Annotated in this window: 21 protein-coding genes; 9 read left to right on the top strand and 12 right to left on the bottom strand. The window is 71.2% G+C overall.

The features are described 5' to 3' along the window. Window positions 1–115: 115 nt before the first annotated feature. From AB0D94_RS10225 to coxB, 4 genes are all read right to left on the bottom strand, one after another. Window positions 116–1360, bottom strand: coding sequence for an Ig-like domain-containing protein (locus AB0D94_RS10225; RefSeq protein WP_362048517.1), 1245 nt, complete (start codon window positions 1358–1360; stop codon window positions 116–118). Window positions 1361–1483: 123 nt separating this feature from the next. Continuing rightward, the gene (locus tag AB0D94_RS10230) at window positions 1484–1882 is read right to left on the bottom strand and encodes a cytochrome c oxidase subunit 4 (protein ID WP_362048520.1); all 399 of its coding nucleotides are present in this window, start codon (window positions 1880–1882) and stop codon (window positions 1484–1486) included. Beyond that, entirely contained in the window at window positions 1879–3615 is a 1737-nt protein-coding gene (gene ctaD / locus AB0D94_RS10235; RefSeq protein WP_362048523.1) for a cytochrome c oxidase subunit I, read from the bottom strand. The genes AB0D94_RS10230 and ctaD overlap by 4 nt, the downstream gene beginning before the upstream one ends. After that, entirely contained in the window at window positions 3612–4586 is a 975-nt protein-coding gene (gene coxB / locus AB0D94_RS10240) for a cytochrome c oxidase subunit II (protein WP_362048526.1), read from the bottom strand. Before coxB ends, ctaD begins: the two co-directional genes overlap by 4 nt. A gap of 282 nt (window positions 4587–4868) precedes the next feature. Here coxB and AB0D94_RS10245 point away from each other — a divergent pair, with 282 nt between their 5' ends. Then, window positions 4869–6248: an aminotransferase class V-fold PLP-dependent enzyme gene (locus AB0D94_RS10245; protein WP_362048529.1), complete on the top strand. Its 1380-nt coding sequence runs from the start codon at window positions 4869–4871 to the stop codon at window positions 6246–6248. Between the two features lie 163 nt (window positions 6249–6411). Here the strand turns inward: AB0D94_RS10245 and AB0D94_RS10250 are convergent, their stop codons facing one another. Further along, on the bottom strand, window positions 6412–7386 hold the full coding sequence (locus AB0D94_RS10250) for a carbohydrate kinase family protein (protein ID WP_362048532.1): 975 nt from the start codon (window positions 7384–7386) through the stop codon (window positions 6412–6414). Between the two features lie 132 nt (window positions 7387–7518). Here AB0D94_RS10250 and AB0D94_RS10255 point away from each other — a divergent pair, with 132 nt between their 5' ends. Then, on the top strand, window positions 7519–7758 hold the full coding sequence (locus AB0D94_RS10255; protein ID WP_362048535.1) for a hypothetical protein: 240 nt from the start codon (window positions 7519–7521) through the stop codon (window positions 7756–7758). Between the two features lie 96 nt (window positions 7759–7854). Next, window positions 7855–9306, top strand: a complete 1452-nt coding sequence (locus tag AB0D94_RS10260; protein ID WP_362048538.1) for a hypothetical protein — start codon at window positions 7855–7857, stop codon at window positions 9304–9306. 76 nt (window positions 9307–9382) lie between these two features. Here the strand turns inward: AB0D94_RS10260 and AB0D94_RS10265 are convergent, their stop codons facing one another. Then, complete coding sequence (locus tag AB0D94_RS10265) at window positions 9383–9739, bottom strand: iron-sulfur cluster assembly accessory protein (RefSeq protein ID WP_362048541.1); 357 nt, start codon at window positions 9737–9739, stop codon at window positions 9383–9385. 296 nt (window positions 9740–10035) lie between these two features. Here AB0D94_RS10265 and nadA point away from each other — a divergent pair, with 296 nt between their 5' ends. Next, the gene (gene nadA / locus AB0D94_RS10270) at window positions 10036–11223 is read left to right on the top strand and encodes a quinolinate synthase NadA (RefSeq protein WP_362048544.1); all 1188 of its coding nucleotides are present in this window, start codon (window positions 10036–10038) and stop codon (window positions 11221–11223) included. Between the two features lie 82 nt (window positions 11224–11305). Here the strand turns inward: nadA and AB0D94_RS10275 are convergent, their stop codons facing one another. Next, window positions 11306–14431, bottom strand: a complete 3126-nt coding sequence (locus AB0D94_RS10275; protein ID WP_362048547.1) for an efflux RND transporter permease subunit — start codon at window positions 14429–14431, stop codon at window positions 11306–11308. Between the two features lie 191 nt (window positions 14432–14622). Then, window positions 14623–15348, bottom strand: a complete 726-nt coding sequence (locus AB0D94_RS10280; protein WP_362048550.1) for a response regulator transcription factor — start codon at window positions 15346–15348, stop codon at window positions 14623–14625. Window positions 15349–15457: 109 nt separating this feature from the next. On the opposite strand from AB0D94_RS10280, the gene AB0D94_RS10285 reads away from it, so the two are divergent. Beyond that, a complete protein-coding gene (locus tag AB0D94_RS10285; protein WP_362048553.1) occupies window positions 15458–16216 on the top strand; it encodes a hypothetical protein in 759 nt (252 codons plus the stop codon). 22 nt (window positions 16217–16238) lie between these two features. Here AB0D94_RS10285 and AB0D94_RS10290 read toward each other — a convergent pair whose 3' ends face one another. Further along, entirely contained in the window at window positions 16239–17057 is an 819-nt protein-coding gene (locus tag AB0D94_RS10290) for an adenosylcobinamide-GDP ribazoletransferase (RefSeq protein ID WP_362048556.1), read from the bottom strand. 84 nt (window positions 17058–17141) lie between these two features. On the opposite strand from AB0D94_RS10290, the gene AB0D94_RS10295 reads away from it, so the two are divergent. After that, window positions 17142–17969, top strand: coding sequence for a hypothetical protein (locus AB0D94_RS10295; RefSeq protein WP_362048558.1), 828 nt, complete (start codon window positions 17142–17144; stop codon window positions 17967–17969). 130 nt (window positions 17970–18099) lie between these two features. On the opposite strand, the gene AB0D94_RS10300 is transcribed toward AB0D94_RS10295, so the two are convergent. Together AB0D94_RS10300 and AB0D94_RS10305 are read right to left on the bottom strand one after the other, a co-directional pair. Then, window positions 18100–18378, bottom strand: coding sequence for a hypothetical protein (locus AB0D94_RS10300; RefSeq protein ID WP_362048560.1), 279 nt, complete (start codon window positions 18376–18378; stop codon window positions 18100–18102). Window positions 18379–18391: 13 nt separating this feature from the next. Continuing rightward, window positions 18392–19183 (bottom strand): PspA/IM30 family protein, encoded by a 792-nt coding sequence (locus AB0D94_RS10305; RefSeq protein WP_362048562.1) that lies wholly within the window; start codon window positions 19181–19183, stop codon window positions 18392–18394. A gap of 305 nt (window positions 19184–19488) precedes the next feature. On the opposite strand from AB0D94_RS10305, the gene AB0D94_RS10310 reads away from it, so the two are divergent. Beyond that, on the top strand, window positions 19489–20097 hold the full coding sequence (locus AB0D94_RS10310) for a DUF3043 domain-containing protein (protein ID WP_362048565.1): 609 nt from the start codon (window positions 19489–19491) through the stop codon (window positions 20095–20097). A 101-nt stretch (window positions 20098–20198) separates the two neighbouring features. Further along, window positions 20199–20909 (top strand): methyltransferase domain-containing protein, encoded by a 711-nt coding sequence (locus AB0D94_RS10315; protein WP_362048568.1) that lies wholly within the window; start codon window positions 20199–20201, stop codon window positions 20907–20909. A 200-nt stretch (window positions 20910–21109) separates the two neighbouring features. Here the strand turns inward: AB0D94_RS10315 and AB0D94_RS10320 are convergent, their stop codons facing one another. After that, window positions 21110–21322 carry a hypothetical protein gene (locus AB0D94_RS10320; protein ID WP_362048571.1) on the bottom strand — a complete coding sequence of 71 codons (213 nt, stop codon included), beginning with the start codon at window positions 21320–21322 and terminating at the stop codon, window positions 21110–21112. A gap of 104 nt (window positions 21323–21426) precedes the next feature. Here AB0D94_RS10320 and AB0D94_RS10325 point away from each other — a divergent pair, with 104 nt between their 5' ends. Then, window positions 21427–22629, top strand: coding sequence for a bifunctional adenosylcobinamide kinase/adenosylcobinamide-phosphate guanylyltransferase (locus AB0D94_RS10325; protein WP_362048574.1), 1203 nt, complete (start codon window positions 21427–21429; stop codon window positions 22627–22629). Window positions 22630–22657 lie beyond the last annotated feature (28 nt).

Here is a 22657-nt window from a genome sequence, read left to right on the forward strand (position 1 = left end):
GCCGCACTCCTGCGCCGCCCGGGCGCGGCGCGGGGCGGAACGGGGCCGTACGCGTGAGCGCGTACGACCCCGCGGGCCGGCGACGGGCGCGCCGGGCCCCGGACTCGGACTCGGACTAGACGGTGGGACGCAGGCGGGCCTGGTCGACGGGGCTGCGGCCCTCCTGAGTGCCCTTCAGCAGGGCGCTGCCTTCGCGCCAGTCCTTCCAGTCCATGTTCCAGTCGCCGAAGCCGTTGCCGAAGATGTCCATGTCGTCGCCGATGCTGTTGATCACCTGGACGATGTCGCCCTCGGTGATGTTCTCGTAGAACCAGGCGGCGTTGCCGGTGCTCATGCCCGTGCAGCCGTGGCTGACGTTCTCGTAGCCGTGCGAGCCGATGGACCACGGCGCGGCGTGGACGTATTCACCACTCCAGGTGACGCGGGTCGCCCAGTAGACGGGCAGGTTGTAGTACTCGCTGCCGCCGATGCCGACGGTGTCTCCGCGCATCTGGACGTAGTACTGCTTGCCGAGCACCACCTTGATCCCGTTGCGGGTGGAGAAGCCGGGCTTTCCGGTGGTCACCGGAATGGTGGTGACCACTTCTCCGTTGCGCTCGAACGTGAGGTAGTGCGAGGAGGCGTCGGTGGTGACCTCGACGCGGTCGCCGATCTCCAGCTTCAGCGGCTTGGCCGCGGCCCCGTGGAGCTCGTCCGTGATCTTGATGCCTTCGAGGTTGCTCCGTACGGAGACCTCGGTGTTGGCGGGCCAGTACTCCTTGGGGCGGTAGTGGAGCGTCTTGTCGTCCACCCAGTGCCAGGCGCCCACGACACCGGGCGGGGTGTCGACGACCAGGCCCCGCTCCACGATCGCGCGGGCGGCCTTGTCCTTGACGGGCTCGTTGAGGTCGGCGGTGAGGGGCTGTCCGACGCCGTACTTGCCCTCCTCCGGGCCGAACTCGACCTCGAGGACCCCTTTGGAGGGGGTCGTGTCGAAGGTGAGCGTGCGCCGCCCCGGAGCGCCGCGCTCGTCCTCGGTGCTCACGGTGACCGTGTAGCGGACGCCGGCGGCCATCGGGGCGGTGCTGTGCCAGCGGTCGCCCTTGGCGGTCAGTTCGCCCGCCAGGCGGCGTCCGTGGGCGTCCACGACGCTCACGTCGGTGATCCGGCCCTTGCCGCTCTTGGCGGTGACTTCGAGGGGCCGGCTGGGGTCCACGGGGCGGCTGCCGGCGGTCTGGTTGAAGGCGACCTGATCGCCCGCGTCGTACGGGCGGGCGGACAGCGGGTTGTCGCCGGACCCGCATGCGGTGGCGCCGGCCCCGAGGGACGCGACCAGCAGGGAGCAGCTGAGTACCGTCCAAAGACGCGGTGAGTGCTTCATGGGGCCAACGCTATGAAGGTATGACAAATACGGCGCGCGGGATGACTGCAAACGAGGGGCCCGGACTCCTCCGAAGAGGTGTCCGGGCCCCAAGTGGTGCGCGACGCGGCCGCGCGGGCGGTGCTACTGGTTCTGGTTCTCACCGCGGTAGTACTCGTACACCCAGCCCCACAGGCCGATCAGGATGACCGGGGCGGAGAAGTACATGAGCCACCAGCCGAAGATGACTCCCATGAAGGCGAGGGCGCCACCGATGGCCAGCGAGAGCGGCTGCCAGCTGTGCGGGGAGAAGAACCCCAGCTCGCCCGCCTCGTCGGCGACGTCGGCCTCCAGGTTGTCCTGGGCCATCTCGTCCACGCGCTTGGCCGTGAAGGCCAGGTAGTAGCCGATCATGACGGTCAGGCCGAAGGTGAGGAACAGCGCGGTGGTGCCTACGGGCTCCTTCGACCACACGCCGTACACGACGGCCATGATCAGGACGAAGAAGGAGAGCCAGAGGAACATCTTGCCCTGGATCTTCACTTGCCGGCCTCCTTGTCACCGGTGAGGGCCTTGGTCCCGCCGGCGGTGTGGTCCTCGAGGTGGTCGAGGGCCGCGATCTCCGGGTGGTGCAGGTCGAACGCCGGGGATTCGGAGCGGATCCGCGGCAGGGTGAGGAAGTTGTGCCGCGGCGGCGGGCAGGAAGTCGCCCACTCCAGCGAACGGCCGTAGCCCCACGGGTCGTCGACCTCGATCTTCTTGCCGTACTTCGCCGTCTTCCAGACGTTGTACATGAACGGCAGCATCGACAGGCCCAGCAGGAACGAGCTGATCGTCGAGATCGTGTTCAGCGCGGTGAAGCCGTCGGCGGCGAGGTAGTCCGCGTAACGGCGCGGCATGCCCTCGGCACCCAGCCAGTGCTGCACCAGGAACGTTCCGTGGAAGCCGATGAACAGCGTCCAGAAGGTGATCTTGCCGAGGCGCTCGTCCAGCATCTTGCCCGTGAACTTCGGCCACCAGAAGTGGAATCCGGAGAACATCGCGAACACCACGGTGCCGAAGATGACGTAGTGGAAGTGCGCGACGACGAAGTACGAGTCGGAGACGTGGAAGTCCATCGGGGGCGAGGCCAGGATGACGCCGGTCAGACCACCGAAGGTGAAGGTGATCAGGAAGCCGACGGCCCAGAGCATCGGTGTCTCGAAGGACAGTGAGCCCTTCCACATGGTGCCGATCCAGTTGAAGAACTTCACACCGGTCGGTACCGCGATCAGGAAGGTCATGAAGGAGAAGAACGGCAGCAGCACACCACCGGTGACGTACATGTGGTGGGCCCACACGGTCACCGAGAGGCCGGCGATCGCGATCGTCGCGCCGATCAGACCGATGTAACCGAACATCGGCTTGCGGGAGAAGACCGGGATCACTTCGGAAATGATTCCGAAGAACGGCAGGGCGATGATGTACACCTCTGGGTGTCCGAAGAACCAGAAGAGGTGCTGCCACAGCAAGGCGCCGCCGTTGGCCGAGTCGAACACGTGCGCACCGAACTTGCGGTCGGCCTCCAGCGCGAAGAGCGCGGCGGCCAGCACCGGGAAGGCGAGCAGGACCAGGACACCGGTCAGCAGCACGTTCCAGGTGAAGATCGGCATGCGGAACATCGTCATGCCGGGCGCGCGCATGCAGATGATCGTGGTGATGAAGTTGACCGAGCCGAGGATCGTGCCGAAGCCGGAGAAGGCCAGACCCATGATCCACATGTCGGCGCCGATGCCCGGCGAGCGGACCGCGTCCGACAGCGGGGAGTAGGCGAACCAGCCGAAGTCGGCGGCACCGTTCGGCGTGGCGAAGCCCGCCACCGCGATGGTCGAGCCGAAGAGGTACAGCCAGTACGCGAACATGTTCAGCCGCGGGAACGCCACGTCGGGCGCACCGATCTGCAGCGGCATGATCCAGTTCGCGAATCCGGCGAACAGCGGCGTCGCGAACATCAGCAGCATGATCGTGCCGTGCATCGTGAACGCCTGGTTGAACTGTTCGTTCGACATGATCTGCGTACCCGGACGGGCCAGCTCGGCGCGCATGAAGAGCGCCATGATCCCGCCGATGATGAAGAACACGAACGAAGTGACCAGGTACATCGTGCCGATGGTCTTGTGGTCGGTGGTGGTGAGCCACTTGATGACCACGTTGCCCGGCTGCTTGCGCCGTACCGGCAGCTCGTTCTCGTACGAGTCAGCTGCGGCGGCACCCTGAGGTTCGTTGAGGATGCTCACAGTTTGTTCGTCTCCGCATTCCGGGCCGGGTCGGTCTGCTTGATGCCCGCCGGCAGGAAGCCGGTCTGCCCCTTCTCGGCCAGCTGCTTCAGGTGCGCCCGGTACTCCTCGGGCGAGACGACCTTGACGTTGAAGAGCATCCGGGAGTGGTCGACGCCGCAGAGCTCGGCGCACTTGCCCATGAAGGTGCCCTTCTGGGAAGGGGTGACCTCGAAGACATTGGTGTGGCCCGGGATGACGTCCTGCTTGAACAGGAACGGGACCACCCAGAAGGAGTGGATGACGTCGTTCGACGACAGGATGAAGCGGACCTTCTCACCCACGGGGAGGACCAGCGTCGGCCCCGGGTTGTTGGTGTCCGGGTTCCGGTCTCCGGGGACGCCCTTCTCGTAGACGCCCTCGGCGCCGGCGGGGAAGGCCTTGGAGAAGCGGTCCGGGATGCTGGCGAGCTCCTTGGGGACCTCACCCGCCTTCGGGGTCGCCGCGTCGCCGTCGACGTTCTCGATGTAGTTGAAGCCCCAGCTCCACTGGTAGCCGATCACGTTGATCGTGTGAGCCGGCTTGGCGGAGAGGGAGAGCAGCTTCGACTCGTCACGCGCGGTGAAGTAGAAGAGCACCGAGACGATGATGAGCGGAACCACGGTGTACAGCGCCTCGATGGGCATGTTGTACCGGGTCTGCGGCGGAACCTGCACCTTCGTCCGGCTACGCCGGTGGAAGATGACGCTCCACATGATCAGGCCCCACACCAGGATGCCCGTGATGAGCGCGGCTGCCCAGGATCCCTGCCACAGGGAGAGGATGCGCGGCGCCTCCTCGGTTACCGGAGTCGGCATTCCGAGGCGGGGGAAGTCTTTCCATGTATACGAGCAACCAGTGGCGGTCGCCAGGACCACGCCCGCAGTCAGCGCCTGCAGCAGCTTCCGCCGCATCGGGCGCCGCGGCGAGCGGTCGGAGCCGTAGGGACTCACGTAGCGCCTTCCCGAGAGTCTCGGCCCGCGCGGCCGGCCGCGGCCGTGTTCGGGTCGGTCGCCGGCCCTGACGCAGGCAGGGGTTTGGATGTTTATGCGGACCAAACCCTACTGGACGCTATTTGGGGTCGCGCGGGGAGGGTGCCCAACGCGCCGCTACTGCCCCCGAAGGGATGGATCCGCCGTCCGGGGGACGGGGCGAACGGCCCTGACCGGCCCGGTCCGGAAGACTTCTGACGGCCCCTGACCTCGGACGGCGGAGGCTGCGGCTAGCGTGACGGGATGCCGTACTTCGACACCGCGTCCGCCGCCCCCCTGCACCCCGTGGCCCGGCAGGCGTTGCAGGCCTCCCTGGACGAGGGCTGGGCCGACCCGGCCCGGCTGTACCGGGAGGGGAGGCGTGCCCGGCTGCTGCTGGACGCGGCGCGGGAGGCGGCGGCGGAGTCGGTGGGCTGTCGCGCCGACGAGCTCGTGTTCACTCCTTCGGGGACGCACGCGGTTCACACGGGCCTCGCCGGGGCCCTCGCCGGACGCCGGCGTGTCGGCGGCCATCTGGTCGTATCGGCGGTCGAACACAGTTCTGTACTGCACGCGGCGGACGCGCACGAGCGAACCGGCGGCACCGTGACCCAGGTTCCGGTGGACCGCTACGGCGCGGTGGACCCCGCCGGGTACGCCGACGCCCTCGGTGCGCGGACCGCCCTGGCCTGCCTCCAGTCGGCCAACCACGAGGTGGGCACCGTCCAGCCGGTGGCGGAGGTCGCCGAGGCCTGCGCGGCGGCCGGGGTGCCGCTGCTGGTGGACGCGGCGCAGTCGCTGGGCTGGGGCCCGGTGGAGGGCGCCTGGTCCGTCCTGGCCGCGAGCGCCCACAAGTGGGGCGGCCCGCCGGGGGTCGGCCTGCTCGCGGTCCGCAAGGGGGTCCGGTTCTCCTCCCAAGGCCCGGCGGACGAACGGGAGTCGGGGCGCTCCCCCGGCTTCGCGAACCTCCCCGCGATCGTGGCGGCGGCGGCCTCGCTGCGGGCCGTACGGGCCGAGGCCGACGCGGAGGCCGCCCGGCTGCGGGTCCTGGTGGACCGGATCCGGCGGCGGGTGGTCCGGCTGGTCCCGGACGTGGAGGTGGTCGGCGCGCCGGTCCGCCGTCTGCCCCACCTGGTCACGTTCTCCTGCCTGTACGTCGACGGGGAGAGCCTGCTGCACGAGCTGGACCGGGCCGGCTTCTCGGTCTCCTCCGGCTCCTCCTGTACGAGCTCCACGCTGACCCCCAGTCACGTGCTGCGGGCGATGGGGGTGCTGTCGGAGGGGAACGTACGGGTGTCCCTGCCGCCGGGGACCACGGCGGAGGAGGTCAACGCCTTCCTGGAGGTGCTGCCGGGTGCGGTGGCGGGCGTACGGGAGAAGCTCGGCGTGAGCGAGGCCCCGGCGGCGCCGCCGGAGGCCGACTCCCTGGAGGTCGACGCGCTCGGCCTGCTGTGCCCCCAGCCGGTGATCGAGCTGGCCCGCGCCATCGGCCGGGTCCCGGTGGGCGGCACCGTGACGGTCGTCTCCGACGACGAGGTGGCCCGGCTGGACATCCCGGCGTGGTGCGCGATGCGGGGGCACGCGTACGTGGGCGAAGCGGGGCGCGAGGTCGGCTTCGCCTACACCGTGCGACGTCTGCTCTGACCGAGGCTCCGCGATCCAGCCTCGCCGGCGTTCGAGGCGCGGGGTCTGGGGCGGAGTCCCAGGAAACCCGGCTCCGCCGGGCCCCGGGCTCTGCCCGGACCCGCGCCTCAAAACGCCGGCGAGGCTGGAATTGCCCGGCGGGCAATCCGGTCCCGCCGGGCCGCTACGCCAGGTGGGACTTGACCTCCGCCGCCGCCTCTTCCCCGTACGCCTTGGTGAAGCGCTCCATGAAGTGGGCCCGGGCCAGGGTGTACTCCTGGGTGCCCAGGGTCTCGATGACCAGCGTCGCGAGCATGCAGCCGAGCTGCGCCGCGCGCTCCAGGCCGACGCCCCAGCCGAGACCGGTCAGGAACCCGGCGCGGAACGCGTCGCCGACGCCGGTCGGGTCGACCTTCGCGTTCTCCTCGGGGCAGCCGACGACGATCGGGGCCTCGCCGACCCGCTCGATCTTCACGCCGTTCGAGCCGAGGGTGGTGACGCGGGTGCCGACCTTGGCGAGGATCTCCTCGTCCGTCCAGCCCGACTTCGACTCGATGAGGCCCTTCTCGTACTCGTTCGAGAAGAGGTAGGTCGCCCCGTCCATCAGGGTGCGGATGTTCTCGCCGTCCATCCGGGCGATCTGCTGGGAGAAGTCCGCGGCGAAGGGGATCCCGCGGGTGCGGCACTCCTCCGTGTGGCGGAGCATCGCCTCGGGGTCGTCCGCGCCGATCAGGACGAGGTCCAGGCCGCCCACCCGGTCGGCGACGGACTTCAGCTCGATCAGCCGGGCCTCGCTCATCGCGCCCGTGTAGAAGGAGCCGATCTGGTTGTGGTCGGCGTCCGTGGTGCACACGAAGCGTGCGGTGTGCAGCACCTCGGAGATGCGGACCGACTCGGTGTCGACGCCGTGGCGGTCCAGCCAGGCGCGGTACTCGTCGAAGTCGGAGCCGGCCGCGCCGACCAGGATCGGGCGGCTGCCGAGCTGCCCCATGCCGAAGCAGATGTTCGGGCCGACACCGCCCCGCCGGACGTCGAGGTTGTCGACGAGGAAGGAGAGGGAGACCGTGTGCAGCTGGTCCGCGACCAGCTGGTCGGCGAAACGGCCGGGGAAGGTCATCAGGTGGTCAGTGGCGATGGAGCCGGTGACTGCGATACGCACGGCGTGGATGCTCCTGCGAAGGACGGCAAGGGGACAGTCAAAACTACCCGGTCAGCAGCGTTGATCCGACCGTACGAAACTACCCCGTAGTAGGTCTTTCTTCACGTACGCCCGGATGCCTACGGTTCGGACATGACCTTCACCGATGGCTTCGGTCCCACCGAGTACACCGCCGACGCGCGTGCCACGGAAGTCTCCCGCAGGCCAGGTCTGGCGCAGCTGCTGGGCGACTGCGCCCGGATGGCCCCGCACTGGGCGGTCCCGGCGGGTCCCCGTCCGGCCCGGGTGGCCCCCTCCCAGATCCACGGGATCCGTGTCCCGCCCGCCTCGGCCCGGCTGATCGCGGCCACCGCCGCGTACGGGGACCAGTAGGGGAAGCGAGGGGGCCGGGCCCCCCGGGGAACCGGTTTCGCGTCTGCTCCGTCCCACCCGCATCAGGTACGACGGAACGGGCGAAGGAGCGATGCGGTGACCAGCGAAGAACCCGACACATCACGCGGCACACGGCGGCGGCCGGCCTGGGCCATCGGCTCGATCGCGGCCGCCGTCCTGTTCGCGGGCGGCGGGACGGCGTACTGGGCCTCCACGGCCCACGGCGACGCCACCGGGGGCGGCCGTACGGGCGACAGCGCGGCCTCCGCGCCCCGTAGCGCGGGCGATCCCTCGGGGCCGGGCATCGCGCCCGGGGAGCCCGACCCGTCCGGCGGCGGGGTGGTCTACCGGGCCGAGGGCAAGCTGCCGGAGGCGCCGGCCACCGCGCCCACGTTCACCGCGACGGGGGAGGTCACCTCGGCGGAGGTGGCCCGGCTCGCCGCGGCGCTCGGGATCCCCGGCGCGCCGCGGCTGAGCGGTGACGTCTGGCTGGCCGGGGAGGCCGCCGACGGCTCCGGGCCCCGGCTCACGGTGACCCGCAAGGCCCCGGCGACCTGGAACTTCTCCCGCTTCCAGGCGGGCGGCGGCGTGGGCGACGACTGCGTGCGCGGCAAGGACACCTGCGGTCCGGCCACCCTCCCCGGAGGCGCCGGGGACGCGGGCAAGGCCGCGGGCGCGAGCGGCGGGAAACCGGTGTCGGAGGAGGCCGCCAAGGCCGCGGCGGCGCCGGTGCTGGCCGCCGCCGGGCTGGAGGGCCCGCGGCTGGACGCCCGCCTGACCCAGGGCGCGGTGCGGGTGGTGTCGGCGGACCCGGTGGTCGGCGGGCTGCCCACGCAGGGCTGGTCCACCAAGGTGAGCGTGGACGCGGGCGCCCAGGTGGTGGCGGGCAGCGGTGAGCTGAAGGCGCCCGAGCGGTCGGGCGAGCAGCGGGTGGTGGGCGCCGTGGAGGCGCTGGCCCGGCTGAACTCCGCGTCGGGCGGCTCGGACGGCACCGGTCCGGGGCCGAGCGGCTGCGCGACCTCGGTCCCGCTGGACCCGCAGACCCCGCCGGGGGCCACGGACACGCTGCCGTGCAACCCGGAGCCGCGTCCGATGAAGCCCCCGCGCACGGAGACGGTGCGGGGCGCCGTGCTCGGGCTGGTACCCGGGACGGTGAGCGGGGCGCGGGGCCTGGTCCCGGCCTGGCTCTTCGAGGTGGCGGGCAAGGACGGCGGCCCCGGCCGTACGGTGGCCCAGCCGGCCGCGGCCGAGGAGTCGCCGGCGCCGGTGCCGCCGCAGGACGGGCGCACCGTGCCCGGGTTCTCGTACAAGGAGGCGGACCGGAAGCTGACCGTGAACTTCTGGGGCAGCGTGTGCTCCACGTACGCACTGGAGGCGCGGGAGCAGGCCGAGTCGGTCCTGGTGAAGATCATCGACACCCCGAACCAGCCGGGCCAGGCCTGCATCATGCTCGCGCAGGAGATGTCGCTGACGGCGACGCTCAAGGAGCCGCTGGGCGACCGGAAGGTGCTGGACGCGACGACGGGCAAGCCGCTGGCGCGGCAGTAGCCCCGGGCATGCAGGAGGGCCCGCCTGCCGGTCGGATGCGACCGGGGGCGGGCCCTCTGCGTGGGACTCGGCAGGACTAGCTGAACGAGTCGCCGCAGGCGCAGGAACCCGTGGCGTTCGGGTTGTCGATCGTGAACCCCTGCTTCTCGATGGTGTCGACGAAGTCGATGGAGGCACCGTGGAGGTACGGGGAGCTCATCCGGTCGGTGACAACCTTCACACCGTCGAAGTCCTTCACGACGTCGCCGTCGAGGGAACGCTCGTCGAAGAAGAGCTGGTAGCGCAGGCCGGAGCAGCCACCGGGCTGGACGGCGACGCGCAGCGCGAGGTCTTCACGGCCCTCCTGCTCCAGCAGGGCCCTGACCTTGCCGGCGGCGGCGTCGGACAGGAGGATGCCGTCGCTCACAGTGGTCTTGTCGTCCTGTACGGACATCTGCATTCACTCCCGAAGTGGGCGGCTCCCCGCCGGAGACAGGGAAACGTCGGACTCTTGCCGTCGGTGGCAACGAGCGGGGCCGCGGATTCATTCCGGGACCCGACGCTTGTTTCAGACATTCATGCTCGCACACCGCACGCGGGGGCGGCCCGGACCGGGCGGCAGCTAATGCGTCACATTGACACTATCGGCATCGTCAAACTGACGTGAAGCAGCTATGATAGATAGCGTCAAATAGACGAGAAGTCGAAGCGCCGTTGCTTTCAGAAGTCCCTTGTCGCAGAACAGAAAGGGTGCGTGTCGTGACCACCGCCCAGCCTTTGGACGTCCAGCCGACGCCCCTTGCCCTGCTGCTGCTCGGCCGCGAGGCCGACCCGAAGAGCGAGCGCGGGGTGGAATGCCCCGGCGACCTGCCCTCGCCGTCGGACCCGGACCTGGTGGCGCGCGCCCGCGCGGCCAAGGAGAAGCTCGGGGACAAGGTCTTCATCCTCGGCCACCACTACCAGCGTGACGAGGTCATCGAGTTCGCCGACGTCACCGGTGACTCCTTCAAGCTCGCCAAGGACGCGGCCGCCAAGCCGGAGGCCGAGTACATCGTCTTCTGCGGCGTCCACTTCATGGCCGAGTCCGCGGACATCCTGACCTCGGACGACCAGAAGGTGGTCCTGCCGGACCTGGCCGCCGGCTGCTCGATGGCCGACATGGCCACCGCCGAGCAGGTCGCGGAGTGCTGGGACGTGCTGACCGAGGCCGGCATAGCCGAGCGCACGGTCCCCGTCTCGTACATGAACTCCTCCGCCGACATCAAGGCCTTCACCGGCAAGCACGGCGGCACGATCTGCACGTCCTCCAACGCGAAGAGGGCCCTGGAGTGGGCCTTCGAGCAGGGGGAGAAGGTGCTCTTCCTCCCGGACCAGCACCTGGGCCGCAACACCGCCGTCCGCGACATGGACATGTCCCTGGACGACTGCGTGCTGTACAACCCGCACAAGCCGAACGGCGGCCTGACCGCCGAGCAGCTGCGGGACGCCAAGATGATCCTGTGGCGGGGCCACTGCTCGGTCCACGGCCGGTTCTCGGTCGACTCGGTCAACGACGTGCGCGCCCGCATCCCCGGGGTGAACGTCCTGGTCCACCCCGAGTGCAAGCACGAGGTCGTGGCGGCCGCGGACTACGTCGGCTCGACGGAGTACATCATCAAGGCGCTGGAGGCGGCCCCGGCCGGCTCCAAGTGGGCGATCGGCACCGAGCTGAACCTGGTCCGCCGGCTGGCGAACCGTTTCGCCGCCGAGGACAAGGAGGTCGTCTTCCTCGACAAGACGGTCTGCTTCTGCTCGACCATGAACCGCATCGACCTCCCCCACCTGGTGTGGACCCTGGAGTCCCTGGCCGAGGGCAACCTCGTCAACCAGATCCAGGTCGACAAGGAGACGGAGAGCTTCGCCAAGCTCGCGCTGGAGCGCATGCTGGCGCTGCCGTAGCACCGGCCGCCGCCGGACCTGCCCGAAGGGCCGCCCCTCGATGCGAGGGGCGGCCCTTCGGCTCGTGCGCGGCGGGTCGGCGTCAGACCTTGGCCGGGGTCTCCTCGTCGGCCGGGTGCGCCGGGACCACCGTGAGGCGGGCCGTCTTCTTCGCGCGGCGGCGGTCCTTGCGGAGTTCGACCATCGTGTAGAGGGTCGGCACCAGGAGCAGGGTCAGCAGCGTAGAGCTGACCAGGCCGCCGATCACGACCACCGCGAGCGGCTGCGAGATGAACCCGCCCTCGCCGGTGACGCCCAGCGCCATCGGGAGCAGGGCGAAGATCGTCGCCAGGGCCGTCATCAGGATCGGGCGGAGCCGGTGCCGGCCGCCCTCGATGACCGCCTCGACGACGCCCAGCCCCTGGGCCCGGTACTGGTTGACCAGGTCGATCAGCACGATCGCGTTGGTCACCACGATGCCGATGAGCATCAGCATGCCGATCATCGCCGGGACGCCCATCGGGGTGCCGGTCACGATGAGCAGGCCGAGCGCGCCGGTCGCCGCGAACGGGATCGAGACCAGCAGGATCAGCGGCTGCACCAGCGAGCGGAAGGTCGCGACCAGCAGCATGAACACGATCGCGATGGCCGCGAGCATGGCCAGGCCCAGCGAGCCGAAGGCCTCGTCCTGGTCCTCCGAGACACCGCCGATGGAGGCCGTGGCCCCCTCGGGCAGGTCCATGGCCTTGAGCTTCGCCTGGAGCGCGGTGCTGACCGCGCCGGTGTTGTCGCCGAGCGGCTTCGCGGTGACGGTGGCGGCGCGGGCGCCGTCGATCCGGGTCATCGCGACCGGGCCGGGGACCTCCTTGACCTCGGCGATGTCGCCGAGCTTCAGCGGGCCGACCGGGAGGGCCTGGAGTTCGGCCAGGGTGGTGGCCGGCTGCGCGGACTTGATGACGATGTCGCGCTCGGTGTCCTCCAGTACGGCCTTGCCCGCCGGAGTGCCCCGTACCGCCTGGGCGACGAGCGCGCCGAGCGCGGTCTGGTCCAGGCCCGCCTCGGCGGTCCTGGGGGTGGCCGTGACCGAGATCCGGGGCACGGACTGGGAGAGGTCGCTCTGGACGTCGGTGACGTCCTTCAGCTCGGCGACCTCGGCGCGGACCTGCTCGGCGGCCTTGGCGAGGACCTCGCCGTCACCGGCCTTGACGACCACGCTGAGGTTCTGGCTGCCGAAGCCGTCGCCCGCCACGATCTTGGTGTCGCCGATGCCGTCGAGCCCGGCGAGCGCGCCCTCGATGTCCTTCTTCACGGCGTCCGCGTCGCCCGCGTCCTCCAGCGAGACCTGGTACGAGGCCTGGTTGGAGCCCGTACCGCCGCCGAAGGCCGCGAGGAAGCCGGAGGAGCCGACGGTGACCTGGTAGCTCTTGACGCCGTCGATACCGGACAGCGCCTTCTCCACCTTCCGGCTCGCCTCGTCGGAGGCGGCCAGCGAGGTGCCGGGGGCCAGCTCCTGCTTGACCGTCAGGACGTCCTGCTCCCCCTGGTCGAAGAAGTTGGTCTTCAGCAGCGGGGTCATCCCGAAGGTGCCGACGAGGACGACCACCGCGATGGCCACACTGGTGAGGCGGCGCCGGGTGGCGAAGCCCAGGACCCGGACGTAGAAGGTCTGGAGGCGGCTGCGCGCCTCCTTCTCCTCCGCGTCGCGGCGGGCCTTCGCGGCGCTCTCGGCGTCCCCCGCCGTCACGCCCTTCGGGGCCCGCAGGAACCAGTACGACAGCACCGGCACGACCGTCAGCGAGACGAGCAGCGAGGCCAGCAGGGCCGCGGTGACGGTGAGCGAGAAGGAGCCGAACAGTTCGCCGATCATGCCGCCGACGAGACCGATCGGCAGGAAGACGGCGACGGTGGTGAGCGTGGAGGAGGTGACCGCGCCGGCGACCTCCTTGACCGCCGTGATGATGGCGGACTCGCGCTCCTCCCCGTAGCCGAGGTGGCGCTTGATGTTCTCCAGGACCACGATCGAGTCGTCGACGACGCGGCCGATGGCGATGGTGAGCGCGCCCAGCGTCAGCATGTTGAGGGACAGGTCGCGGGTCCACAGCACGATCAGCGCGAGCACGACGGACAGCGGGATGGAGACCGCGGTGACCAGCGTCGAGCGCAGCGAGCCGAGGAAGACCAGGATCACGATCACCGCGAAGAGCAGGCCGAGCAGGCCCTCGGTGGTGAGGCTGGAGATGGACTTGGCGACGGCCGGGCCCTGGTCGCTGACCACGGTCAGCTCGGCGCCGGCGCCCAGCGTGGAACGCAGCTCCGGCAGCTTGTCCTTGACCTCGTCCGAGATGGCGACGGCGCTGCCGTCCTTGTCCATCGTCAGGACGAGCGCGAGGCTGGGCTTGCCGTTGGTCCGGGTGATGGAGACGGGCTTGGCGGCCTCCTGCTTGACGGTGGCCACGTCGCCGAGGCGGACCGCGCCCTTGCCGGGGCCGGGGCTCAGCCGCAGCTCCTCCACCTGGGCGAGGGAGGTGTAACCGGCGCCGACGCGCACGCTCCGGTTCTTGCCCTCCTCGTCGAAGGCTCCGGCGGGTACGGTCGCGCCGCCCGCCTGGAGACCCCGGGCGAGGGCGGCCCCGTCGAGGCCCGCCGCCGCGAGCTTCGCGTTGTCGGGGGTGACGGTGACCTGGAGCTCCTGGACCCCGTCGACGGTGACCTGGCCGACGCCGTCGATGTCCGACAGGACGGGGACGACGGAGCGCTCCAGCTGGTCGGCGAGGGCCTGCTGGTCCTTGTCGGAGGTGACGGCGAGGATGACGGTCGGGATGTCGTCGGTGGAACCGGCCACCACCTGCGGGTCCACCTCGGCGGGCAGCCGGACGCGGGCCCGGTTGACGGCCTGCTGGACGTCGGCGACGAGCTGCTTGGTGCCGCTGTCGCCGTAGTCGAAGGTGGCCATGATGAGGGCGTTGCCCTCGCTGGCGGTGGAGGTGATGCCGGTGAGGCCGTCGACGCCCTTGAGGGTGGCCTCGATCGGCTCCACGACCTGCTTCTCCACCACGTCGGGGGAGGCGCCCTGGTACGGCGCGAGCACGGACACCATGGGCAGTTCGATGGACGGCAGCAACTGCTGCTTGAGCTGCGGGATGGCTATGGCACCGAAGAGGAGCGCGACGATCGACACGAGGCCGATCAGCGCTCTCTGGGCAAGGCTGAAGCGGGACAGCCAGGACATGGGCGGGGATCTCTCTGCAGTGACGTATACGAGGTCGTGCCGTCGGCACGCACCAGGGAACTCCCACCCTGTCCCACGGCGCGGGGGTGCCGCGTCGCTCGCAGGTCCCGTCCTTATGTGCGGCATACCGCGTCCGCAGTACGCCGTATCTACTCCGCATCCCTCCGCGCCCGCCGCCCGGCGGTGGCCGGCTACTCCGCGCGGGGCCGGACCAGTCCCGACTCGTAGGCGATGACCACCAATTGGGCCCGGTCGCGGGCGCCCAGCTTGGCCATGGCCCGGTTCACGTGCGTCTTGACGGTGAGCGGGCTGACCTCCAGGCGTCCGGCGATCCCGTCGTTGGACAGTCCGGCCGCCACGTGGACGAGGACCTCGCGCTCCCGGACGGTCAGCGCGGCGAGCCGCTGCGCGTGCGTACCGGCGGAGGCGCCGGAGGGGTCCGGGCCGGCTCCGCCGCCCTGGGCGAGGAAGGTGGCGATGAGCCCCTTGGTGGCGGCCGGGGAGAGCAGCGCCTCGCCGGCGTGCGCGACCCGGATGGCGTTGAGCAGCTCCTCCGGCTCGGCGCCCTTGCCGAGGAAGCCGGAGGCGCCGGCCCGCAGGGCGGCGGCGACGTACTCGTCGACCTCGAAGGTCGTCAGCATCACCACGCGTACGGCGGCCAGTTCCGGGTCCGCGCTGATCATGCGGGTAGCGGCGAGCCCGTCGGTACCGGGCATCCGGATGTCCATGAGCACGACGTCGGCGCGCGTGCGCCGCGCGAGCTCGAAGGCCTCGGCCCCGTCGCAGGCCTCCCCCACGACCTCCATGTCGGGCTCGGAGTCGACGAGCACCTTGAAGGCGCTGCGCAGCAGGGCCTGGTCGTCGGCGAGCAGCACTCTGATCGGTCGTACGGGGCTGGCATCGGCAGGCTCGGTCATGCGCCCAGAGTAGGCGGGTGCGCGCAGGGAAAACGGCCGCCCAACTGCTCCCTGACCGCCTAGCGTGGTCACGGAACCCTGACGACCGTCCCGATGGGAGCGCTCGCCTGTGAGTAACCTCTTGGACATCGGTGTGAACCTCATAGCCACGGCGATCGCCTTCGCCTTCGGGTGGTTCGCCAACCGGCTGCGCGACCTCTGGAGGTTCCGCAAGACACGTGCCTTCTGGCGGGACTTCGTCACCGACGACCTCAAGGTCGTCACATCGGTCTTCATCCAGGACGAGCACTACATCTGGGAACGGTCCGGGCTGGTCGGCGTCGGCGACGTACAGGCTCTGGGCGAGCTCGAGAAGCAGCTCCAGAAGGTGGGGGTGAGGCACCTGCCCATCACCCCGAGCCATCAGCTGACCGGTGCCGAGCACCGGGGGAACCTGGTGCTCGTAGGCGGTCCGCATTCCAACGAGGTGACCGCGGAGGTCATGCGCCGACTGCCGCTGACCCTCCGGTTCGGCCCGGCCGAGACACACGACGCGAACATCTACGACGCCGACACGAACAACGTGATGGAGTGGGTCAGCGACGCCGGCGACCGGCTCGTCGTCGATCAGGGCATCGTGATCCGTGCCGCCAACCCGTTCAACGCCGAGCGGAGCGTGGTCATCCTGGCGGGCAGCTTCGGCTTCGGCACGAGCGCGGCGGCGCAGTTGCTGAACAGGCCCGAGCTGCTCACCCACAGAGTCGTCACCGCGGGCCGGCCGTTCGAGGCCGTCTTCTCCGTGGAGATCGTCCGCGGTACGCCCCAGAACATAGAGATCAAGGACCTGAAGCAGCTCGATCCGCACATCCTGCGCACGGAGCGCGGCTGAACCGTGTTCGCGGTGAGACGGCCTAGCCCAGGGCGAGGACGACCAGGGCGGTGGTCGCCGACACCTCGGCCAGGGCCCCGAAGACGTCTCCGGTGACCCCGTCGAAGCGGCGCACGCAGCGGCGCAGCAGCAGTTCCGCGGCGAGCAGTCCCGCCAGGACCGCGGCGGCGTGCAGGCCCGCGGCGGGCAGGCCCAGCGGGAGGGCGGCGGTGGCGGCCAGCGCCACGGCCAGCACGGTCACCGCGGCGGCCACCCGAAGCGGCACCACGCCCGCGACCGCCGCGCCGAGCCCTTCGGGGCGGGCCGGCGGGACGCCCGCGCGGGAGGCCAGGGTCATGGCGAGGCGGGCGGTCACGGCGGCGGTGACGGCGGCGAGGCCGCCGCGCACCCAGCTGTCCGCGTACGCGTCGGCCAGCGCGGCCACCTGCACGATGAGGGCGAGCACCAGGGTGACGACGCCGAAGGGGCCGATGTCGGACTGCTTCATGATGCGCAGCGCCGCCTCGGCGGGTTTGGCGCTGCCCAGCCCGTCGGCGGTGTCGGCGAGTCCGTCCAGGTGCAGTCCGCGGGTCAGCGCGGCGGGGACGGCCACGGTGACGGCCGCGGCGAGCAGCGGACTGCCGCCGCCCACCAGCAGGAGCGTTCCGGGTACGGCCGCGAGCAGGCCCACGACCAGCCCGACGAGTGCGGCGCAGGCCATTCCGGTCCGGGCGGCGGGGCGGTCCCAGCGGGTGACGCGGGCGGGCAGCACGGTCAGGGTGCCGAACGCGAAGCGGACCCCGTCGCGCAGGGAGGCGCGTTCCGGGGGCGGCGGCGGGGGACCTTCGAACGAATCTGTCATCGGCGCGAACGCTACCCGCTTACAGTGGGCGGTAAGTTGCCCAATACGGTCAAAAGGGCAGCCGCCGCGGAGAGGGTCGGTGCGATGGGTCACTGGTGGTACCGCAACATCCTCGAACCCGGAAAGCTGCCCCTGCTGCTCGCCCTGCTCTCCTTCGTGCTCTCGTTCCTGATCACCCGGGTGATCACCCGCCTGATCCGCGCCGGGAAGGGCCCGTTCAAGAACGTCACCCCGGGCGGGCTGCACGTCCACCACGTGGTGCCGGGCGTGATCCTGGTGGTCATCGGCGGGTTCGGCTCGGTGGGCAGCAGCCGGAACAGTTTCGGCGCGCTGCTCTCGGCCGTGATCTTCGGGCTGGGCGCGGGCCTGGTGCTGGACGAGTTCGCGCTGATCCTGCACCTCGACGACGTCTACTGGAGCGAGCAGGGCCGCAAGAGCGTGGAGATCGTGGTGCTGACGGCCGCGGTGGTCGCGCTGGTGCTGGGCGGCTTCCTGCCCTTCGGGGTCAACGAGCTGACCGCCGACGAACGCCAGAGCCGCGGGCTGGTCGTGATGAACACCGCCACCAACTTCTTCCTCGCCCTGATCGCCCTGTGGAAGGGCAAACCGCGCACGGCGGTGTTCGGGACGGTCATCCCCTTCGTGGCCCTGATCGGCGCGGTCCGCCTGGCCCGGCCCGGGTCCCCGTTCGCGAAGAGGTTCTACGCGAAACGCCCGCGCGCCCGGGCCAGGGCCGGGCTGCGCGCCTTCCACCACGACCGGCGCTGGGCGGCGCCGCGCCGCAAGTTCGAGAACTTCATCGGCGGCACCCCCGACCCGGTCCGGGCCGTACAGGGGGACGGGGGCACGAACAGGGGCGGCGGGGACGCGCAGCCGCCCGCGCCGCCGCCGCACCGACCCGGCGGCCACTGACCCGACGGCCACTGCCGCGAGGGCTGACGCGAAGGCCGGAACGCCGACGGGCCCGCTCCGGGAAGGGAGCGGGCCCGTCGTGCTGTCGGTGCACCGGGATGTCCGGCGGAGCGGCGGAGCGGCGGGGCGCTCAGCCCGGGATCAGCCCGTCGTCGTTGAGCATGCCCTTGACCTCGTCGAGCGTCGCGCCCGGTTCGGGCAGGATCAGCTCGGACGGCTCCAGCGCCTCGTCGGGAAGGGGCTCGCCGAGCCGCCGTACGGCATCGAGCAGCGCGCCCAGCGTGCGCCGGAAGCCCTCCTCGTCGCCGCTCTCCATCTCCGCGAGCAGCTCGTCGTCCAGCTTGTTGAGCTCGGCGAGGTGCTCGTCGCCGAGGCTCACCTGCCCTTCCCCCATGATGCGGACAATCATGACGGACCCCGTCCTACTGCTTGTCGAACCGGTGCTGGCCCTGGGACTGCTGGTTGGTGCCCTGGGCACCGCCCTCGATGGCCTGCTGCTGCGCGGACGTGCCGCCCGCCAGCTCGGCCTTCATCCGCTGGAGCTCCAGCTCCACGTCCGTACCGCCCGACAGGCGGTCCAGTTCGGTCTGGATGTCGTCGCGCGCCAGCCCTGACTGGTCGTCCAGGGCGCCGGAGGCCAGCAGCTCGTCGATCGCGCCCGCGCGGGCCTGGAGCTGGGCGGTCTTGTCCTCGGCCCGCTGGATGGCGAGGCCGACGTCGCTCATCTCCTCGGAGATGCCGGAGAAGGACTCCGCGATTCGCGTCTGCGCCTGGGCCGCGGTGTACGTGGCCTTGATGGTCTCCTTCTTGGTGCGGAAGGCGTCCACCTTGGCCTGGAGGCGCTGCGAGGCGAGCGTCAGCTTCTCCTCCTCGCCCTGGAGGGTCTGGTGCTGCACCTCCAGGTCGCTGACCTGCTGCTGGAGCGAGGCGCGGCGGGACAGGGCCTCACGGGCCAGGTCCTCGCGGCCGAGGGCGAGCGCCTTGCGGCCCTGGTCCTCCAGCTTGGCCGACTGTCCCTGGAGCTGGTTGAGCTGCAGCTCCAGGCGCTTGCGGGAGGTCGCCACGTCGGCGACCCCACGGCGCACCTTCTGCAGCAGCTCCAGCTGCTTCTGGTACGAGTAGTCGAGGGTCTCGCGCGGGTCCTCGGCCCGGTCAAGGGCCTTGTTCGCCTTCGCGCGGAAGATCATCCCCATACGCTTCATGACACCGCTCATGGGCTTCGCGCGCCCCCTTCTAGACGGACTTCGCTCCAGGACACCAACAGTCGCGATCCCCGATCACCCGGTGATCGCCATAGAACCCACAGTACGGGCCCTGTCTCCATTACCGCACTGTTCGACCGCGGATGCGCTCCTCCTCCAGGACGACTGCGCCCGCGGCGTATCAGGCGTAAGGAGTAGGTGCGCCCCCGACAGGCGCCCGACGGGAGCCTTTCGGAAGAACCCTGCACCCGGAAGACGCCCGCCGTTGCCGGATCGTTCCCCGCCGGGGTGGGGCCCGTGCCTTCCACCACGTAGGCTTGGGTTTTGTGTTTGGTAGCCGCTCCTCCAAGGAAGAGAAGGCCGCCGCCACCGACAAGGTGAGCGCCGACCTCTCGCAGCCCCGTGACCCGCAGGCCCCGAAGGGCCGCCCTACGCCGAAGCGTGCTGTGGCCCAGTCGCAGCGCAAGGCCGTGGTGGCCTCGACCGGCAACCGCAAGGAGGACGCAAAGCGAGCCCGTGAACGCCGCCGGGTAGAGATGGCCAAGCAGCGCGAGGCGCTGGCCAGCGGCGACGAGCGTTATCTGCCCGCCCGCGACAAGGGCCCGGTCCGCCGGTACGTCCGCGACTTCGTGGACTCCCGCTTCTCCGTCGCCGAGATGTTCCTGCCGCTGGCGGTGATCATCCTGGTGCTCAGCATGGTGCAGATGCCGCAGGTCCAGAACATCGCACTGCTGCTGTGGCTCGGCGTGATCGCGCTGATCATCGTCGACTCCGTCGGCCTGGTGTTCCGCCTCCGCAAGGCCCTCGCCACCCGCTTCCCCGACGAGCCGCGCCGCGGCGCCGTCGCCTACGGCCTGATGCGCACCCTCCAGATGCGCCGGCTGCGCCTGCCGAAGCCGCAGGTCAAGCGTGGGGAACGGCCCTGAGCCGAGTAAAGCCCGGAGCGTCGGGAGACGGCTTCGCTGAGGGGGCCCGGCTCTGGCTCGAGGGCCTGGGGGGACTGCGCAACGCCGTCCGCCAGGAGCTGGTGGGCCGGCAGGTCGACGAGCAGATCGCGCACCGCTTCCCGGTCGGGCAGCGGTTGCGCGTCCTCGACGTCGGCATGGGGCAGGGCACCCAGGCGCTGCGTCTCGCCCGCGCCGGGCACAAGGTGACGGGTCTGGAACAGGACCCCGGCATGCTGGCCGTCGCCCGTGAGGCGCTGGCCGCGGAACCCGCCGGGATCCAGGACCGGGTCCGCCTCATGGAGGGCGACGGCCGCGAGACCGGCGCGCACTTCCTGCCGGGCAGCTTCGACGTGGTGCTGTGCCACGGGGTGCTGATGTACGTGCCCGAGCCGGACGCCATGCTCGCCGGGCTGGCCCGGATGCTCGCCCCCGGCGGACTGCTGTCCCTGCTCGTGCGCAACGGCGACGCGCTCGCCATGCGGCCCGGGCTGGACGCCGACTGGAAGGGCGCGCTGGCCGCGTTCGACAGCGTCGACTACACGAACCGGCTGGGGCTCGAAGTCCGCGCCGACCGGCTGGCGGGGCTGACCGCCACGCTGTCCGGTATCGGTGCGCCGCTCCAGGCCTGGTACGGCGTACGCGTCTTCACCGACGGGACCGAGGCCGGTGAGACGCTCCCGCAGGACGAGGAGCTGGAACGGCTGCTGGCCGCCGAGGACCGGGCCGGCCGGACCGACCCCTACCGCGGGGTCGCCGCGCTGCTGCACTTGTGCGGCGTCCGGGGCCAGTAGCCCTCCGGGCCGGTTCCGCCGTACCTCGGCCCTGCCGTACCTCGGCCCTGCCGTACCTCGGCTCCGCCGCTCCGCCCCAGACCCCGCGCCTCAAACGCCGGCGGGGCTGGGGTGTGCCGAGAGGCCCGGGCCCGAGCGGGGGCCCGGATCTCCGGCCGACCCGCAGGGGCCCGGGCCCGACCGCCAGGCCCCCGCAGGGGTCAGGCGTCCAGGGCCGACCTCAGGCTCATCGTGTAGAGCTCGGTGCCGTTGTCGTCCGACAGCTTCACCTGTTCCACGCCGCCCTCCAGCAGCTCCTTCCAGACCTCACCGACCCAGGACTCCGCGTCCCCCTGCGTGGTGAACTCCTCCGGTTCCACCGCCGGGCTCGTCTCGCTGCCGTCGGCCGTCTCGAACCGCCACGTCCACGCCATGTCCGCCTCCGTTGCTCGTCCGCTGCTCGCACGCATCTCGCCTTGAGTGTGCCCGCAGAGTAACCGGGCGCGCACCAGTCCCGCCGACGCGGGAGGATCATCCTGTGGAACTCACTCTGCTCGGCACCGGCACCCCCGAGGGCCTGCCCCGCCCCGGCTGCCCCTGTGCGGCCTGCGCGGTGTCCGTCGGCACCCGGTCCCGGGGCGCCACGTCCGTACTCGTCGACGGGGCGCTGCTGCTCGACCTGACCCCCGGGGCGGTGCTGGCCGGCGCCCGGGCGGGGCATTCGCTGGCCGGCGTACGGCAGGTCCTTCTCACCCACCCGCACGACGGGCCGGCGGTCGAGCTGCCACCCGGGCTGCCCGCCGCGGGGCGGGTGCCGGACGGGCGGGAGCTGTCGGTGATCTCCGGCCACCGGGTGCGGGCGGTGCCGATGGACGCGCCGGGCACCGGGTACGAGGTCACCGGCCCGGACGGCGGCCGGCTGCTGTACCTGCCGCCCCGCGGGGCCCCGGCCGGTACGAACGGTTCCGTGCAGCGCCCGTACGACGTGGTCCTCGCGGACGTGCTGGGCCGGCCCGAGGCCCTGGCGCGGCTGCGGGCGAGCGGCGCGGTCGGCCCGGCCACGGACGTGATCGCCGTGCACCTGGACCACGACTGCCCGCCGGGCCCGGAGCTTGACCGCCGCTGCGCGGCCGCGGGGGCCCGGGTGGTGCCCGACGGCACCACCGTGGCCGTGGGCGAGTACCGCGCGGTGCCCGACCTTCCGCGCCGGACCCTGGTGCTGGGGGGCGCCCGCTCCGGCAAGTCCGTCGAGGCGGAGCGGCGGCTGGAGGGCTTCCCCGACGTGGTCTACGTGGCCACCGGCGGCAGCCGGGACGGGGACGCGGAGTGGGCCCAGCGGGTCGGGCTGCACCGGGAGCGGCGGCCCGCGAGCTGGCGGACGGTGGAGACCTGCGACCTGGTCCCGCTGCTCGCCGCCGCAGGTCCGCCGCTGCTGATCGACTGTCTGGCGCTGTGGCTGACGGACGCGATGGACCGGGCCGGGGCCTGGGACGACGACGTGTGGGCCAAGGGCGGGCAGCACCAGCTGCGCGACCGGATCGCCGAGCTGGTGGCGGCGCTGCGCGCGACCCGTCGCCGGGTGGTGCTGGTCAGCAACGAGGTGGGGTCGGGGATCGTCCCGGCGACGGCCTCGGGCCGCCGGTTCCGCGACGAGCTGGGCCGCCTCAACAGCGTGGTGGGCAACGAGTGCGAGCACGTACTCCTCGTCGTCTCGGGCCAGGCCGTCGTCCTCAAGGAATAGGCGGCTCAGGGAACAGGCCGGGTGATCG

It is taken from the genome of Streptomyces sp. NPDC048255 (genome assembly GCF_040652415.1).
Lineage (GTDB): Bacteria > Actinomycetota > Actinomycetes > Streptomycetales > Streptomycetaceae > Streptomyces.